The sequence below is a fragment of the Kovacikia sp. CALU 1929 genome (genome assembly GCF_056784235.1).
Map to the genome: position 1 here is coordinate 1 of NZ_JBXBCF010000041.1, position 16,493 is coordinate 16,493.

At 50.3% G+C, this 16,493-nt stretch carries 12 protein-coding genes and 1 pseudogene; 4 read left to right on the forward strand and 9 right to left on the reverse strand.

Annotated features, from left to right (window positions below):
* The 7 genes and pseudogenes from AC1S52_RS03075 to clpP form a co-directional block, all read right to left on the reverse strand.
* Positions 1 to 127 (reverse strand): annotated as a pseudogene (locus AC1S52_RS03075) (photosystem II D2 protein (photosystem q(a) protein)); the annotation flags it as partial.
* Positions 128 to 330: 203 nt separating this feature from the next.
* Complete coding sequence (gene nblB / locus AC1S52_RS03080) at positions 331 to 987, reverse strand: phycobilisome degradation protein NblB (protein WP_482027573.1); 657 nt, start codon at positions 985 to 987, stop codon at positions 331 to 333.
* Complete coding sequence (locus AC1S52_RS03085) at positions 984 to 1,451, reverse strand: CBS domain-containing protein (protein ID WP_482027574.1); 468 nt, start codon at positions 1,449 to 1,451, stop codon at positions 984 to 986. Before AC1S52_RS03085 ends, nblB begins: the two co-directional genes overlap by 4 nt.
* A 168-nt stretch (positions 1,452 to 1,619) precedes the next feature.
* Entirely contained in the window at positions 1,620 to 3,017 is a 1,398-nt protein-coding gene (locus tag AC1S52_RS03090; protein ID WP_482027575.1) for an S-layer homology domain-containing protein, read from the reverse strand.
* Between the two features lie 278 nt (positions 3,018 to 3,295).
* Positions 3,296 to 4,111, reverse strand: a complete 816-nt coding sequence (locus tag AC1S52_RS03095; RefSeq protein ID WP_482027576.1) for a WecB/TagA/CpsF family glycosyltransferase — start codon at positions 4,109 to 4,111, stop codon at positions 3,296 to 3,298.
* 547 nt (positions 4,112 to 4,658) lie between these two features.
* Entirely contained in the window at positions 4,659 to 5,954 is a 1,296-nt protein-coding gene (locus tag AC1S52_RS03100) for an ABC transporter substrate-binding protein (protein WP_482027577.1), read from the reverse strand.
* A 273-nt stretch (positions 5,955 to 6,227) separates the two neighbouring features.
* A complete protein-coding gene (clpP, locus tag AC1S52_RS03105) occupies positions 6,228 to 6,833 on the reverse strand; it encodes an ATP-dependent Clp endopeptidase proteolytic subunit ClpP (RefSeq protein ID WP_482027578.1) in 606 nt (201 codons plus the stop codon).
* A gap of 280 nt (positions 6,834 to 7,113) precedes the next feature.
* Between clpP and AC1S52_RS03110 the strand changes: the two genes are divergently transcribed.
* A complete protein-coding gene (locus tag AC1S52_RS03110) occupies positions 7,114 to 11,925 on the forward strand; it encodes a translocation/assembly module TamB domain-containing protein (RefSeq protein WP_482027579.1) in 4,812 nt (1,603 codons plus the stop codon).
* A 35-nt stretch (positions 11,926 to 11,960) separates the two neighbouring features.
* On the opposite strand, the gene AC1S52_RS03115 is transcribed toward AC1S52_RS03110, so the two are convergent.
* Positions 11,961 to 12,857: a class I SAM-dependent methyltransferase gene (locus AC1S52_RS03115; RefSeq protein ID WP_482027580.1), complete on the reverse strand. Its 897-nt coding sequence runs from the start codon at positions 12,855 to 12,857 to the stop codon at positions 11,961 to 11,963.
* Positions 12,858 to 13,189: 332 nt separating this feature from the next.
* On the opposite strand from AC1S52_RS03115, the gene AC1S52_RS03120 reads away from it, so the two are divergent.
* Together AC1S52_RS03120 and AC1S52_RS03125 are read left to right on the forward strand one after the other, a co-directional pair.
* A complete protein-coding gene (locus tag AC1S52_RS03120; RefSeq protein WP_482027581.1) occupies positions 13,190 to 14,065 on the forward strand; it encodes a 2OG-Fe(II) oxygenase in 876 nt (291 codons plus the stop codon).
* 48 nt (positions 14,066 to 14,113) lie between these two features.
* The gene (locus AC1S52_RS03125; RefSeq protein WP_482027582.1) at positions 14,114 to 14,665 is read left to right on the forward strand and encodes a WcaF family extracellular polysaccharide biosynthesis acetyltransferase; all 552 of its coding nucleotides are present in this window, start codon (positions 14,114 to 14,116) and stop codon (positions 14,663 to 14,665) included.
* Positions 14,666 to 14,776: 111 nt separating this feature from the next.
* Here the strand turns inward: AC1S52_RS03125 and AC1S52_RS03130 are convergent, their stop codons facing one another.
* The gene (locus AC1S52_RS03130) at positions 14,777 to 15,535 is read right to left on the reverse strand and encodes a hypothetical protein (RefSeq protein ID WP_482027583.1); all 759 of its coding nucleotides are present in this window, start codon (positions 15,533 to 15,535) and stop codon (positions 14,777 to 14,779) included.
* Between the two features lie 156 nt (positions 15,536 to 15,691).
* Here AC1S52_RS03130 and leuD point away from each other — a divergent pair, with 156 nt between their 5' ends.
* A complete protein-coding gene (gene leuD / locus AC1S52_RS03135; RefSeq protein WP_482027584.1) occupies positions 15,692 to 16,297 on the forward strand; it encodes a 3-isopropylmalate dehydratase small subunit in 606 nt (201 codons plus the stop codon).
* Positions 16,298 to 16,493: the final 196 nt, after the last annotated feature.

Below are 16,493 nucleotides of genomic sequence, written 5' to 3' on the forward strand. Positions count from 1 at the left end.
AAAACGCGCAGGGAAACAGCAGTAGACCAGACCAGCCGATGAAGACGAAGCGATCGCGCTTCAGCCAGTCGTCGAGAACGTCGAACCATCCTCGATCAGCAGGCGCACGTCCGACTGCGGTGATCATGGGCGAAAACTCCAGATAGTTAAATACGAGGACTTAAAAAACTGTAAACCTCTATTCAGGCATTTGCCGTCATAAATTCAGAAAAGAGGCTGAAATGTGAACAGAGTTTACGTTTCTTTACTGTCCCTCAATTATAGGGACATCCTTTACAATTTGCCAGGTGAATCATTAACAGAAGTTAAAGTTATGAGAACAATCCTTTGTTAACCTAGACAGTTCTTGGCTTCCTGGGCAATTTGCTCCATTTCATCCTGAGCCAGAATTTCAAGGGCAGGACGCGCATCAGGTCCACTCAGACGGCAGAGCGCCTGGGTAACCCGGTAGCGAATCTGCCAGTCTGGGTTAGTAGCAAAGGGAATCAGTAATTGCACCGCACGCCCATCGCCCAATTCACCTAGAGAGCCGATCGCCGCAGTTTGTAGCAATTCATTACCTGATTGCAGTGCTTCCTCCAGCATGGAAAATGCCCGCTGATCACCTAACTCACCCAGAGCCGCAATAATGCTGAACTGAACCAGCCATTCGGAGGTGGAAGCGTAAAGCTTCTGTAAATCGTCAAAGGCTTCTTTCAACTTGAGGGCAGCCATTGCATCCGCCGCGGCTGCCTGAACATCGGGTTCAGAATCGCTCAAGCGTCCCCGCAGCAGAGAGGCTGCCTGTGCCAGATCTTGATGACCCAGAACAGATAATTGACTGACAGCCGCATAGCGAACACGAGGATTACTGTCTCCAGCCGCAATCTGGATCAGTTCAAATCCTTCCTCTGGAGGCAGTTGACGGATCTGATTGACTGCCCGCAGGCGATCGCCAAAATCTTGTGAATGAAGTAATTCTCCAACCGATTCGGGGGTAATGCTCATGTCGATTGCTCCGATGCCATTGCCCGGACAATATCGCCACGGGTCAAAACTCCCACCACATGCTGTGCTGAGTCTAAAACAGGTAGACGGTGGACACCACCCTCATGCATCAACCGGGCGGCTTCCTGTAAGGGTTGATCTGACGTAATCGTGGTTGGATTCCGAGTCATCACTTCTCCAACGGTTTGCCCCAATGCCTTGTGCAAATCACGCTCATAACGGGCAGGATTTTCTAAATAAATCACACTATCTAGCAACATAATGTATGCCGGAGGGGTTACCCCCGATTCCTGCCACATCAAGTCTGTCTCTGAAATAACTCCAACTAATTTGCTATCCGCGTCAATCACTGGCAAACCGCTGATGCGGCGCTCTGCCAGGGTACGGATTACATCTGTCAGTGGGGTATCGGGGTTGACCGTAATTGGATTACGGCTCATAACATCCCCAACGGTTTTGGGCATGCTCAACAGCTATCCCTCTTGTAACGTCACTAGTTCATTGTAGGGAATTGCGGAGATCAACCAAATTGGATTTATCAGGATGTTACAGAAGAAAGGTGGTAGGTGTTCAAAGTTTTGAGTTAAGAGTTTTGAGTGCTTTCCCTCTGTTGCCCAACCCTTGCTACTCCTTCATCCTTCATCCTTCTCCCCAGTCCTTTCCCCCTTCGCTGACTGCCCTTCTCCCTGAAATCCAACGTACCAAAGCGTTGTGGCGGCTTCTGCACGGGTGACTGGCTTTTTAGGTTGGAATAGGGTGGTATAGCCATAGGCGCGGCGAATGTTAGATAGATCGCCATTTTGATAGTCTGCCAGGACTGCCCTCAATGATCTGGGATTAATTTTGGCAGCATCCTGAAATCCCCAGGTTTGTTTGACGGTGTCAATATTGGCAGTGGGTAGTGCCTGACGGGTATCTACGGGTACTTTCCACAGCAGCATACTCTCGCGGGTAAGCGGATCGTTAGGACGAAAAGTGGTAATCGTTGGATCGCCTGCCAGGGAACTGGGAATGATACCCGCTTCTGCTAACCCCTGGATAGCAGGAAAATCAGGGTCCGTGCGAGGCACGTCCTTAAAGGCTGGACGGGCAGAGGTTTGCCCCAGCCGAATTTGTTGGGTTGGGCGATCGCTATGCAGCCGATTATTAATTGCTACCAGCCAGCGGGCATACTCTCGCCGGGTAATTGTTTTGTTTGGAGCAAAGAGGGAACTTTCCTGGGACTGATTCTGCTTTTGCTGAGACGCAACTGGAGAAAGGACTCCCAGCCTTGCAACCTCTTCTACATACTGACGTAGTTCTGCTGGAGTTTTGTTCAGATCCGTGAATCGGGTGTCACTGGATAAGGGCTGCCCTCCCGCCCCCGTGGAGTCACCTGAAACTCCCAAGGTTGTACTGCTTGAAAACGGAGAAAGGGTCGATAGGTCATTACCGGATTGAGGGGAAGGTGTGGCTTGCCCGGTCTGAATGCCCGCACGGGTGTACTGAATCACCAGGTCTGTGGTAGCCGCCTTCGTGTTTGCGGAGGTTCCTGGTCCAGGGCTGGCAGCAGCCACTGGAGTACTCGGTTGAACATTAACGGTCACGTTAAGGTCGTTTTGACGGGCAACCACCGGACCTTTTGCACTATTGCTATCTGGCTGATCAAGAATTTGCCAGTTGTCTTTCTGAAAGGCTTGCCGGTAGTAGGACAAAACGCGATCGCCTGCATCTGAACTATGCCATCGGGTCTCCACGTTCGATGCATTGGTTGATGCACCACCTGGTGGAATCACGGTTTGCAGCACTGCCTCTGGGTAGCGGGGAATGGCAGTAGGAAAATCCTCAGGAAGCTGAACCGATGGATTTTGCTGAGAAACCGGATTGGCAATATTCGTTATGTTGGAGTCGGAAGGCTGGTTTTCGGTGAGTTTGGGGTCAGCCGCAAACGACTTTTGCAACGCTTCGCCTAAAGAACTGTTGGAACAGCCCGCCAGCAGGACAGAGGCACTAAGGAACAATGGAGTGAGCGATCGACGATGGCTTAGCACAGTATAAAAATAGGGGTTAGAGCTATAGTCCAACCCCACACTAACGCAGAACTTTTATCCTCAGCTAATATCCTCAGCGAACCACCCGTCTCAGAAAGTGTTGATCAACCGGATACAGCGGCTCTCATGCTGATGTGGTACAAGCTAGTGGTTATGAGTCATTAGTCATTGGTCATTAGTCCTTTGTGGGCGACCAATGACCAATGACCAATGACCAAGAACGACCAAAAATGTACCTCACAAAGCTAAGAATTGCTAAAGCTAAGAATTGCTGTAGATCAAACCTGCGTCGGAATATGGCTACCTGCAAGCTTTGGTACTTCTGGTAATTCTTCTACATCTAGAAGATTTGGCAACTGCTCGGACAACGTGAGAAATGGAGACTTATACCGCCCCTGTTTCTGCTTCAATAAAAGCCACAGGAAAGGCAAGTCTTCTAGCAGGTAACGTTTCCAGAGCCGTTGGGGATCCTGGCTAATCCTGAACAGCCATTCAAGTCCTAATCGGCTGATCCATTTAGGCGATCGCTGAATGGTTCCAGCTTCAAAATCGATCGTGGCTCCTACTGCCAGAAAAATCTTGATGTTGGTGAGCCGGTCTTTATACTTAAAGATCCATTTTTCCTGCTTGGGAGCGCCTAACCCAACTGCCAGCACCGTTGCTCCTGAACGATTAATCATGTCAATGATTTCAAGACATTCCCGTTCATTCCGCTCAAACCCATAGGAGGGTGAGTAGGAATCAATCACAATCTCCCGACCTGTGCGACGGTTGATTCGGAGTCTGGCTGTATCAGCCACTCCAGGAGCCGCACCCAGGAGGAAAATAGAAATATCTTCGTTATGTCTATGAAAGTCACAGAAAGCAGGAAAAAAGTCAGACCCCGAAATTTTTTCCCTTAACGGAGTGCCCAAAAGACGAGCCGCATACATCAATACCTGGCTATCACAGACCCTGTAGTCAGCAAGCTGATAGATTCTAAAGAACTCTCCATCATGTTGTAACTTCATCAGGTGATCGACATTGGGAGTTAAGACAACTCCGCTTTCAAGCTGTTCCAGCAACTCCCGCATACTCAAATTATCAAGTTGCACGTTGAGGATGCCAACTCTATTACTTACAGTTGAACTTTGCTTAAGAAGAGTTAAGCGCGGAAATCTCTCAGCCATTAGTCCTCAATTGGTAGCTGTCAACAATTCATAACGTGATGGATTTTGATGAACTCTATGGACCTAACCTTGCCAGAGAGCTTTAAAGCACCAGGGAAGGTACCAAAAATCGTAATCGAGCTTGCAAACGAGTCTTAGCAAAAACTGCAAAGCCAGGTTCTGGCAAAATGATAAACGAAAAACCATCGAAAATCCTGAACAAAGCTAGGACTAATATAGAGCCAGAGAACCTTTTGAGATGGTGACTTCGCGATTGCTTCATGGAAAAATTACTTAAAGTCAAAAAGCATGAAATGATTGCTGACTTGGATCGGAAAATGCGTAAAAAAAAACCAGGATATTCCCTGGTCGTTCCTAATCAACAAGTAATTTTTCTCTGATCCCTGTATAGAATCTCTCCTCAATTCACCATCCGGGAAGCCGTTTCAAGATTCTTTGCCAAAAGTAAATTTTTCACAACCCGTATCAATTGCTATTGCTGTTGGTTCCATTCTTGAGCTGCATCATTAATTGCCTGATCTACGGTTTTTTGGTCTAACATGGCTGCTTGCAAATTGTCATAAACTACTTTTTGAAGCCGCTTAACATTTTTCATTGCCGGAATTAAAACTTCGGCATCCTGCATTTGTTGGGCGCTGACGATCCTGGCTTTGTCAACGGGAGTAGCTTTGGCAGGCTCAGTTGTGAAATAAGGATCTTGCAGGGCTTTGACCGTTGAGGGCAAAACATTGGCAGCCTTAGCAAAGGCAAGCTGGTTGGCATCGTTGGTCACAAACAGAGCGAACTTAAGGGCAGCATCCGGCACATTCGTATCTTTAGGAATCACGAGGTTCATCACCGCTACATTCTTTTTCCCGGTTTCTCCGGTTACCTGAGGTGCAGTGGCAGAAGCCTGGGCGATCGTCGGGGCATTTTTGGCGATCGTGTTGAGAAACTCGGCTCCCGATGCCAGGATAGCGGTATCACCCCGTTGGTAAAGGTCGATCGCATGACGATGACCTTCTGTCAAGGCTTCTTTAGGCATCAGACCATTATTATAAAGATCGACCCAGTACTGAAAGGCAGCTTTGCCCTGGGGGGTATTAAAGGCGGCATTGCCGTTCGCATCAACCAGTTGCACCCCCATCTGGACAAAGGATTCCAGTACTTCAGCCGAGTCTTCTGGCACGACTGTTGTGAAAAAGGCGTATTTTCCAGTTTTTTGCTTTAACTGTTTGGCAACCTGGGCAAGCTCAGCAAAGGTAGCAGGTGGAGTAGTCATGCCTGCCTGCTTGAACAATTCTGTATTGTAAATGGCGATACGGGTTGTCAGGTACCAGGGAATGCCAAAACTTTTACCATTGAGGGTACTGGCTTTCCAGATATTAGGGAGATACTGTTGCCGTTCTACCGCTGATATTTTGGCATCCAGGTCTAACCAGGCGTTGCGCTCTGCTAATTGAGAAGCAAAGTTAGGGTTGAGGTTCACCACATCTGGGGCAGTTTTGGCGGATACAGCGGTCAAAATCTTGCGCTCCATATCTGCCCACGGCACATCCACCCAGCGAACTTTAAGCGTGGGGTTATCTTGTTCAAACGTAGCAATAAGCTGATTGAAGTAATCGGTGAACTGAGGCTGAAGCTGCATGGTCCAAAATTCAATTTCTTGAGTTCCTGACTGCTGCTGCCTGTCGTCAGGGGAAGGTGAGCCGCAGCTAACAACCCAACTGAGCATTAGACCAAACAAGGCAACCAGCCCCAATCGTTTCCAGATACGTTTCCAACTCATTGCGTCAAGCTTTCCTGCTCAAAGATCAATCTCTATCCTATGTCGAGCGGTGGATTGTTGTGAGGGGGGAGGGGAGGAGTGAGGGGGAAGGGGGGAGGAGTTATTAATTGTCAGTTGTTGGTGATTAGAGAAGGTCGAGAAAGAGGGGGAAAACTAAAAAAAGTTCCCAGGTTGACCCAGGGAACTTGTCAAAGTAGCTTGTCTACGGAAATTTAAGGGCTAACCACAGAGATGGCTTCCGGAAGCACAATTTCTGCGTCAATCATCCAATGACTACTTGACCACTGCTGGACGGGCAATATTAGGGCGGCGATCGATCACCTGATCGACTAAGCCATAGGCTTTTGCTTCTTCGGCTGACATAAAGAAATCTCGCTCGGTGTCTTCCTGAATGCGCGCCAGAGGTTGCCCGGTATGGTCTGCTAGAAGCTCGTTGAGCCGCTGCTTGTGGTACAGAATCTCCTTAGCCTGAATTTCAATGTCGGTTGCCTGCCCCTGGGCACCGCCTAAGGGTTGGTGAATTAGAATTCGTGAATGGGGTAGGCTAATGCGTTTGCCTTTGGTGCCGGCACTAAGCAGAAAAGCGCCCATACTGGCAGCTAATCCAACGCAAATGGTAGAAACATCAGGGCGAATGTGCTTCATGGTGTCAAAGATGCCCATGCCTGCCGTAACCGAGCCACCGGGAGAGTTGATATAAACATAGATATCTTTCTCAGGGTCTTCGGCATCTAGAAAAAGTAGTTGCGCGACGACAAGGTTGGCAACATCCGCATCGATCGCCTGCCCTAAGAAGACAATTCGTTCCCGCAGTAGCCGCGAGTAAATGTCAAACGCGCGTTCACCGCGACCAGACTGTTCAATAACGGTAGGAATCATGGACCTGTCTCATCACTATTTCTCTCATTCTACTGATTTGGGGAGGGTGAAGGATGAAAGATGAAGGATGAAGGTAGAGAGGCAGAACTGAGGAGAAGTCGTAAGGGTTGGGTTAAGACGGTAAGAACACTCAAAACTCTCACCTTAAAACTCTCAACTCAAAACTTGCTTTTTACCAAAGGTGATACCCCACGCAACTGTCATCGGAAAGATTGACGTGTCAACCGAAAGGAGTATATTGGCTACAAGAATTGACAAACCGTTTGTTTAACTCCCGGAAATGACAAATCCGCCAAGCCCAGGAAATTCACCAAGTCCCAATGGTCGCGATCGCCGTTGGGTTCGCCAGCTTAAGCGAATTGGGATTCCTCTGGGGGTCGTATCGCTGGCAGGGGGTGCTGGAGTCACCTGGTGGGGGTGGAATTTTGTTCATACCGAACTATCACCTCTGATTGAAAAGAATCTGAGCCAGTCGTTAAATCGACCCGTGCAGTTAGGCAGGGTTGAACGATTTACGCCCTTTAGCATCCGATTCGGTCCTTCCTCTCTTCCACCAACGCCAACAGACCCAGACAACCTCTCTATTCAAGCCGTAGATGTGGCATTTAACCCGCTACGGCTCATTTTTAGGCGCAACCTGAACCTGGATATCACAGCCGTTAAACCAGAAATTTATCTGGAGCAAGCAAAAGATGGTGCCTGGGTTGAAACCCAGCTTGAGCAGGAGGAACAGACTGGACCGATCAGAACCGATCTAAAAACGATTCGGTTTCAGGATGCCAGGGCTGTGCTGGTGCCCTGGTCTAAGGCTAGTGGAAAAGGGATTCCAGTGGTTTTATTGCAACTGGATGGCAAGACTGAACTGTTTGACAATAATCAGCGCTTTACCTACGAGGTTGCTGGAAAGTCCGCGGCAGGAGGAAGCCTGGATTTACGGGGTGAAACCCGGCGATTGCCGCGATCAAAATCTGCCCGTTCAGGTAGTGCCGCCACTGGAGAGGTCGCCCTACAAACCAATCTAGAAATTCGGGGACAGAATTTTCTAGTTTCTGAAATTGACGGTTTGGTCAATATTCCTAACCTGACGCTTTCAGCAGGTCGAGTAAATGGCAAGGTATCGTTGCAGCTACGACCAGATGAAACCCTGCCCAACTTAACCGGGACAGCCCAATTTGAAGGGGTAACGCTCCAGGCACAGGGGGTTCCCCGTCCCTTTACTAAAGCGAAAGGAGGGTTGCAACTGCAAGGGAAGCAAATTCGGCTAGACACTACAAATGCCTTTTATGGTAAGGTTCCTGCCCAGATCAAGGGAACAGTTCACCTGGAGCAGGGGTTTGACCTGACTGCCAGGGTGAAGTCGGCAACAGTACCAGAGGTGCTGGAGACGTTGCAGGTGCCGCTGCCCTTTTCCGCTACTGGGGAAATTGCCGCCGATCTGAAGCTGACTGGACCGCTGCAACAGCCCATTCTGTCAGGAACTGCCCGGAGTACTAAACCTGGACAGCTTGACCGAGTTGCCCTGGGTCGGTACAGTGCACAGTTTCGGCTAGATGCAGCCAACCGCAGGGTGACAATTGCAAATGTGGAAGCAACCCCAACCGCGGGTGGACGAGTCACAGGTTCCGGTGAAATCAATCTGGCAGATCCGGTGCAGATTGCCCTTAATTTTCAGGCAACGGGGGTGCCAGGAGATGAAATTGTCCTTCCCTACAATGGGGGCAATCCTTTCCCTGTGAGAGTTGGTCGGATTAATGCCCAGACGCAAATTACGGGACCGGCTGATGCGCTGCAAATTTTGACCCGCTGGCAGGCAACGGAGGGTGAGTACCCAGGTTCAGGAGAGATTCTGATTGCGAATGGAGTGACAACTCTGCGGAATACTGTGTTGCAGGTTGCAGGGGGAACGGCAAATGTTCGGGCGCGGTCGGTGGGCGATCGCTGGCAGGCAACGGTAGTGGGATCTGGAATTCAGCTCAACCGATTTTCTGCCGATCTGCGGGGTCTGTTTAGTGGTGAGATGCAACTGTCAGGCTCGGTGGCTTCCTTCAGACCGGCGGCTGTGCGGGGACAGGGGCAAGTGCGTTTTTCTGAAGGCATCTCGGTGGTTGGGCAACCGCTGGTAGCCCAAATTCAGTGGGATGGGCAAAAAGTGGTGGTGCAGCAGGCGACCGCACCCGGATTCAGCGCCAATGGAGCCGTCTTTGCCCGTTTGGAAGGGCAGGGTGCGCCAGAGATTACTGGGCTGGACCTGAATGTGCAGACAACGGATTACAGTTTGCAAGCATTGTCGTTGCCTCTTCCAGGGGGGGTGGACTATTCGGGACGGGTCGATTTTAATGGGCGGGTGACGGGGTCTCCGGTGAATCCCAACGTTTCCGGTGGGCTGGCATTGAGACAGTTTGTCCTGAATGGTTATGCTTTTGAACCGCTAATGCAGGGCAACTTGCAGGTTGCGAATGGGGTGAATTTAAGTGTGGCAGGGGCGCGCGATCGCCTGTCGGTTGCCTTGGGAGCAGATTATCAACTGCTGGCATTCAATATTCGACGTGAAAATGCCGTGGCAACGGGTCGAACCCAGGGAGAGTTACTACTGGTTGAAGCCACAAACTTCCCTTTAGGAATGTTGTCATCTCCAGGAATGGCCGCCCTGTTTCCGGTTTCCGGTGATTTGAGCGGTAATCTGGCAGTGGACTTAAACAGGCGGAGTGCCGCAGGGCAGGTAGCGATCGCCAATCCTACCTTTGGTACTTATCGGGCTGACCAGTTTAATGGTCGGATTAGTTTTGCCGATGGGGTTGCCACCCTCTCCGGAGCAGAACTACGCCGGGACGGCTCCACCTTCCAGATAGATGGCACTGCGGCTCTGCAAGGGGAGAATCCGACTGTTAAGGGGCAGATCAAGATCGCCCAGGGGAATCTCCAGGATGTGCTGAAACTGTTGCAAATCTTCGATCTAACCGATCTGGCAAGGGGAGTACAGCCTCCTATTTACGGTACCGGTGAAGACATGGAAACCGTTCCCGTTGACCTGGCTGATAGCACGATCCAAACTCAACTCCGTCGCCTGTCTGAGGTTAAAGCATTACTGAAATTAGCAGAGGAGCAGCGGGCAGAAGCCCCCATTCCCGAACTGCGGGAACTGGTTGGCTCCCTGGATGGAGAATTGAATTTATCCGGTTCCCTAAAAACTGGATTCAATGCCAACTTTAATCTGCGGGGGCAGGAGTGGAAATGGGGACCCTATTCTGCCAAAGATGTGGTTGCGATCGGGAGTTTTGAAAACGGTGTTTTGACCCTGCTTCCTCTACGATTTCAGTCCGATCAGTCCTTTGTCAGCTTTTCTGGGCAGATTGGCGGACAAGAACCAGCGGGACAGTTTCGGGTGGAAAATATACCCGTGGAGAGTTTGCAACCCCTGGTCAATACTCCACTTCCGATTGAAGGAAATTTGAACGCCACGGCTACCCTGGCAGGCACCTGGGACAATCCCCAGGCGATCGGAGAAATTAGCCTGACTGATGGCAGCCTCAATGGTACGCCGGTGAAGCAAGGGCGGGGCAACTTCCAGTACGCCAATGCCCGGTTAAACTTTGGCAGTCGGATTGTGATTGCCGAACCCGAACCCATCAGTATTGTCGGCAGCATTCCCTTCCAGCTTCCCTATGAAGGAGCGGTGCCCCCCACCAGCAACCAGATCAGCCTGGACATTAACGTTAGAGATGAGGGTCTGGCAGTTCTCAACGCCCTGAATAACCAAGTTGAGTGGGTGGATGGTCAAGGCTCCGTAGCCTTGCGCGTCAGAGGCACCCTGGAGCAACCTGACGCGCAGGGAACCATCCAGTTAAGCGGGTCTACGTTCAAAGCCAGAGCACTGCCTGAACCAATTACAAATGTGAACGGAACGATCGCCTTTAACCGCGATCGGCTCAACATTACTGAAACCATCACCGGGCAATTTAGCAAAGGTCAAGTTACAGCAGAGGGAACCCTGCCCCTGGCAACCCCGTTTCTCCTGGAAGACCCGGAAGCAGGCAAAGTAGTCGCGGTCAAGCTAGAAAACATACGGCTTAATCTAAAAGGGCTTTACCAGGGAGCGGTAGACGGCAACGTTGATATTATGGGGACTGCTCTGAACCCAGTGCTGGGTGGGGCAATTCAGCTTAGTAATGGGCAAGTGCTGCTGGCAGAACAGACAGGGGATAGCAATGAAACGGCAATCAGCGAACTAGAAGCTGAATCAGAATCCAACGTAGAGTTCAACAACTTAAAACTGGAACTAGGCAGAAACCTGCGGATCACCAGTGCCCCCATTCTGAATTTTGTTGCGTCTGGTGAACTGACGATTAATGGCTCTCTCAGCGAGATTCGCCCCAACGGTGTCATTAACCTGACTGCGGGGCAGGTTAACCTGTTTACCACCCAGTTCACCCTGGCACGGGGCTATCCTCAAACGGCGGAATTTCTTCCCCAACAGGGACTCAACCCCAATCTGGATATTCGTTTAATTACCCTGGTGTCTGAGGTGGTTGGTAGCCGCCTGCCCACATCAAACCTCTCCAATGAAGTGGTGGATGCTCCTCAGTTTTACCGCTATGGTAGTGTGCAGAGTGTCCGAGTCCAGGCGCGGATTGTCGGACCCGCCAGCGAACTGAATCAAAACCTGGAGTTAACCAGTAGTCCTGCTCGTACCGAATCTGAAATTGTCAGCTTGATCGGCGGAGGCTTTGTATCCACCTTGGGGCAGGGTAGTGGCGCATTAGGATTAGCGAACATCGCCGGTTCCGCCCTCTTGACCAATGTTCAGGGTTTTATCGGCAATGCCCTGGGACTCAGTGATTTCCGCCTGTTTCCGACGATTACTCCCTCAGAGGACAGTCGCGATTCCCGCAGAGAATCTAGTTTGGATCTGGCAATGGAAGCGGGGATTGATATTACCCGTGCCCTATCCTTTAGCGTCTTGAAAATTCTGACATCTGATGTGCCTGCACAGTTCAACCTGCGTTACCGCCTGAACGATGAAATTCTGCTCAGAACTTCAACCGACTTCTCTGGCGATAGTCGGGCAATTATTGAGTATGAGACGAGGTTTTAGGAAAGTACGATCGCTATTATTTCCAGGCAAATCCCCTACTTCTGGCGAGTTGCAATACACATCAACAGCAAGGCTGACTCTGGTTGATCAGGATTCACGCCACATAGACGTTGAGCCAGGCGGATCTTCCAACTTGCTCGACCGCGATCGCCCCGCAACACCTCTGAACCAGCAATGTTGTGGGGAAACAGGTTAACCGTAAAACCCAGGGGTTCTAACACCCGATGAAATAACTCAGATGAGACCCCATCACCGATTTTATGGTGTGCCTCGGTGGCTAAACTTAAACGCTGCTCCCTGGCACTCGCATGTCCACCGCGCTTAATCAAGCGATAAATCGGCAGTCGAGCATTCCAAATAAATTTTGCAATTAAATTATTGTTCCAGGCTGTGCCTTGAGGGTCATGGTCAGTCATCAAAACCCCACCCGGACGCACCAGGCGAGCAGCCTCCATCAGCGTTTTTTCCATATCATCACAGTGATGGATAGTAGCATTGACGACCACCACATCCGCAAACCCGGAAACCAATGGAAGTTGTTGAGCATCTGCAAGCATGGGAGTATACCCCAGTTGGCGGGCGATTTTGAGGGCACCCAGGGCGACATCAACCCCAATTAAAACCCGGGGCACCCCACAGGATTGACGTAGAGCCGCATACAGGTTGCCGGGTCCACAGCCAATGTCAACCACGATTTTGCCCTGCCAGCTTCCGATCGCCGCCTGCCACCGATCCACAAAAATCCGATCGCGATGACAAGCCTCAAGGTACCCCTTTGCCCACTCTGGATCACTGAAATACTCACTATTTGCCTGAATTGCTGGGGTGAGGCGGGGAATTTTGAAAACTGGGATATCTTGATCCCAGTAATCGAGACGGTTGTCGGGTTCTGCAAAAAACTGAGCCAGTGTAATGGGTAATTGTTCCAACATCAAACTCTACCTTGTGAGACAAAATAACTGCACACGGGGAACGGTTTCAACGCCTTGTGTGGCAGATAAACGAAGCCGTGGTAGAGAGCACCCTAAACATTAAATCAATCGACACGGAACTGTGCTGCATCAAAAACAAAATACTGTGCTTCTGCTTCAGGCTGATCAGACCGTGGCTCGATTACTTTTCTGTCATAACAATACCTTTTCAGCCCATGACCGATAAATTCATCATAACCATAACGTTATTTAACTTAGGCTTATATCCGTTAGGAAGACATCCGGATTTTCCACAGACTTTCTGAAAAGAGTGGAAGCAGGGGCAGTGTCCTGTGAACCTATACTTCCAACAGGCGATTGGTTTCATGCTCTCTCAAGCAGCAATCTCAAATAAGTCGCGTCAGGACTTTGCTGACCAAATTTGGGCGCGGTTGGCTGCCTGCAAAGACGATTTGCAGCAGCAGTTTCATTTGAGCGATCGCATTTCCAGTGCTTACATTGACAATATATTAGATGAAACTGATGCCACAAACATTTATCAAGCATTTCCACAATCGTCTGAAATGTTGTTGCTAAAGGATTGGCGTGAGTTCAAATATGTTGGGATGCAAATGAATCGGTTTCATCCCATTCTGGAAGAAATTATTTATGCCTTTCAAGATCCTAAAGTCGTTCAGCTAGTCTCTGAAATTACTGGTATTCCCAACTTATTACCGGATGAGTTTCTGTATGCCGGTGGCATTAGCCTGATGCACCAGGGGTGTTTTCTGAATCCCCACCTGGATAACTCCCATGACAAAGATCGGCGGAATTATCGGGTGATGAATTTACTGTATTACGTGACTCCGGATTGGCAAGCAGACTATGGCGGCAATTTGGAACTATGGGATCGGGGGGTGAAACAACCCTGCCGCACCATTCACAGCCAGTTTAACCGCTTGGTCATGATGGTCACCCATCGCTCGTCCTGGCATTCAGTCAGCCAAGTTCTGCACAAAGGTCAGCGCTGCTGCGTGTCAAATTACTACTTTTCCCCCCAACCCTTAGATCAGTCAGATTATTTTCACATCACGTCTTTCCGGGGGAGACCAGAACAGCCCTTAAGGGATCTTGTGTTGCGGGGAGATATTGCCCTGCGAAGCGGAGTGCGCCAATTGTTTAAGCAGGGAATTCGGCAGCCGCATTTTTACCGCCAGAGATCGGGATAAAGGAGGGAGTATCTACCACCGACTGCCTACCACCTACCCTCTGTTCCCATGCAACTGAACGAATATACCCTGGGTGATTACACACCCGGTGCGCCCCTCTGGAAACAATTGTTCTGGTATTACCTGGGTGACCCTGTGGTACGTAGTCGAGGGCTACCCTTCTCTGCGCTCAAAGTCTGGGTACTTCGCCTTTTTGGTGCCCAGATTGGGCAGGGGGTACGCATCAAAACAGGGGTGCAGGTAAAGTTTCCCTGGCGGTTAACCCTGGGTGATTATGTCTGGATTGGAGAAAATGCATGGCTGGATAATGTGGCACCGATCACGATAGAAAGCCATGTTTGCATCTCTCAGGGCGTTTATCTTTGTACCGGCAACCACGATTGGCAACATTCCGCCTTTAAACTCAAGCCCGACCCCATTTGGGTTGGACAGGGGAGTTGGATTGCTGCCAATGCGGTCGTTGGTCCCGGAGTTATCGTTGGACAAGGTGCAGTGCTATGTCTGGGAAGCGTAACGGGGCGATCGCTCAAACCGATGACCATTTATGCAGGCAACCCTGCACAACCCATCAAAGAGCGCATCGTGGAGCAGGCAAGCTGAGCCATGAATGATTTACGACCCATTAGCAAATAGAAGCCTGGTGGTTGACCCAATTTCAGTCTCAGAAAAGATGATTTGTGAGGTATATGTAACAATTGCTGGGTTAACACTTCAGCGTGAACGGATGGGACCGTTATAGATCATGCGAGTTCTCCAGCCGTTAATTGCAACAGCCACGATACTTTCAAGGGTAGGAGCCGCATTGGGGGCACCACCGAAGAAGGTAAACGTCACCGATCCATCCTCATTTTCAACAAAGCGGGTCTTTTCAACGGGACCATGCATCAGCGCTTCAGCCCGATAAACCTGCAACCCACCATTTCTTTCTTCCGCTGCCTGACGAGCATAGTTCTTTGCCCGGTTCAGGTTGGCGATCGTGTTGCGGTAAACCACTCTTGTCGTTTGGGTGGGCTGGGTCACAACCGTTTGGCTGCCCTGGCGAACGACTCCCGAAGAAGTATAGGCAGTGGGGCGAATACGACCGTTGTAGTCCACCCTTTTCTGCCAACTGTTAACCGCAACAGTGACAACGCTTTCGATCGTAGGGGCAGCACCAGGCGCACCGCCGAGAAATGTAAAAGTCACTGATCCATCCTCATTTTCAACAAAGCGGGTCTTTTCAACGGGACCATGCATCAGCGCTTCAGCCCGATAAACCCGCAACCCACCATTTCTTTCTTCCGCTGCCTGACGAGCATAGTTCTTTGCCCGGTTCAGGTTGGCGATCGTGTTGCGGTAGACGATCGTCGTGGTTTCCGTCCTTTGTTCAGTTCTTTGCTCAATGGTTTGACTGGTGGTTTGAGCAAAGCCAGATTGGCTGTTCAGAGTAAGAGCGGTCAATGTCAGACTGGTCAAGAGTAGCTTGTTCATAGGGCGTTCCGTCAGTTAGACGTTTTCAGTGTTCCCTGGAGTGCTCTCAGGCAATCATGCATTCGCAAGATGTTACGCTTTTCGGTCAGTCGTCAGTGGGTGTCTATAACAAATAAAAACCCATATACTAAATATTCTGAGCTATGAGTTTGATTTATGGTAAGTGAAGTCAAGGCGGTTTTGGGCAGGGGCATTCCCCTGACGGGCAATGATATTGATACCGATCGCATCATTCCTGCCCGGTTCTTACGCTGTGTCACGTTTGATGGATTAGGCGCTCAGGTGTTTGCCGACGATCGTGCCCAGTCTAATGGACAACATCCGTTTGATCTGCCCCAGTACCAGGGGGCGGAGATCCTGGTGGTAAATGGCAACTTTGGCTGCGGCTCCTCACGGGAACATGCGCCGCAGGCGATCGCGAAGTGGGGCATCCGGGCGATCGTGGGTGAGAGCTTTGCTGAGATTTTTTTTGGTAACTGTGTCGCAATGGGGATTCCCTGTGTCACGGCTGATTCTGCTACTGTGAAGCGGTTACAGGAAATTTTGCTTGAGAATCCCCAGGCTCAGGTAGAAATTGACCTGGAGGCGATGCAGGTTCGCGCTGGCAATTTTGCGGCTGCCATTGCGATCGGCGAAGGTGTTCGCCAAATGATGCTCACCGGCACCTGGGATGCCTGTGGACAACTGGTTGCCCAGGCAGAGCAAATCCGCCAAACGGCAGCAAGGTTGCCCTATATAGGCTGGTCGAAGGTGGTATGCTAATCCTCAGTCTTGCAATGTGCAGGTTCACAAATTTGTCTGCAATGGCACATTGGAAGAGAAGTTCCATAACTTGATTGACAGCAAGAAAGCGCTGGCAGAAAATGTCGTGGGTGCGGGTGAAAACTGTCTGACTGAATTAGATACGGAAACTTGCGTAACCTGCTGTTGCTCGACGCAGTGCCATTTATTGTTGAAG

Excerpts from the sequence above, each read along its gene's own strand:
- AC1S52_RS03100 (WP_482027577.1), bottom strand. The coding sequence starts at position 5,954 with ATGAGTTGGAAACGTATCTGGAAACGATTGGGGCTGGTTGCCTTGTTT.
- AC1S52_RS03110 (WP_482027579.1), top strand. The coding sequence starts at position 7,114 with ATGACAAATCCGCCAAGCCCAGGAAATTCACCAAGTCCCAATGGTCGC.
- leuD (WP_482027584.1), top strand. The coding sequence starts at position 15,692 with ATGGTAAGTGAAGTCAAGGCGGTTTTGGGCAGGGGCATTCCCCTGACG.
- clpP (WP_482027578.1), bottom strand. The coding sequence starts at position 6,833 with ATGATTCCTACCGTTATTGAACAGTCTGGTCGCGGTGAACGCGCGTTT.
- nblB (WP_482027573.1), bottom strand. The coding sequence starts at position 987 with ATGAGCATTACCCCCGAATCGGTTGGAGAATTACTTCATTCACAAGAT.
- AC1S52_RS03085 (WP_482027574.1), bottom strand. The coding sequence starts at position 1,451 with ATGCCCAAAACCGTTGGGGATGTTATGAGCCGTAATCCAATTACGGTC.
- AC1S52_RS03130 (WP_482027583.1), bottom strand. The coding sequence starts at position 15,535 with ATGAACAAGCTACTCTTGACCAGTCTGACATTGACCGCTCTTACTCTG.
- AC1S52_RS03115 (WP_482027580.1), bottom strand. The coding sequence starts at position 12,857 with ATGTTGGAACAATTACCCATTACACTGGCTCAGTTTTTTGCAGAACCC.
- AC1S52_RS03125 (WP_482027582.1), top strand. The coding sequence starts at position 14,114 with ATGCAACTGAACGAATATACCCTGGGTGATTACACACCCGGTGCGCCC.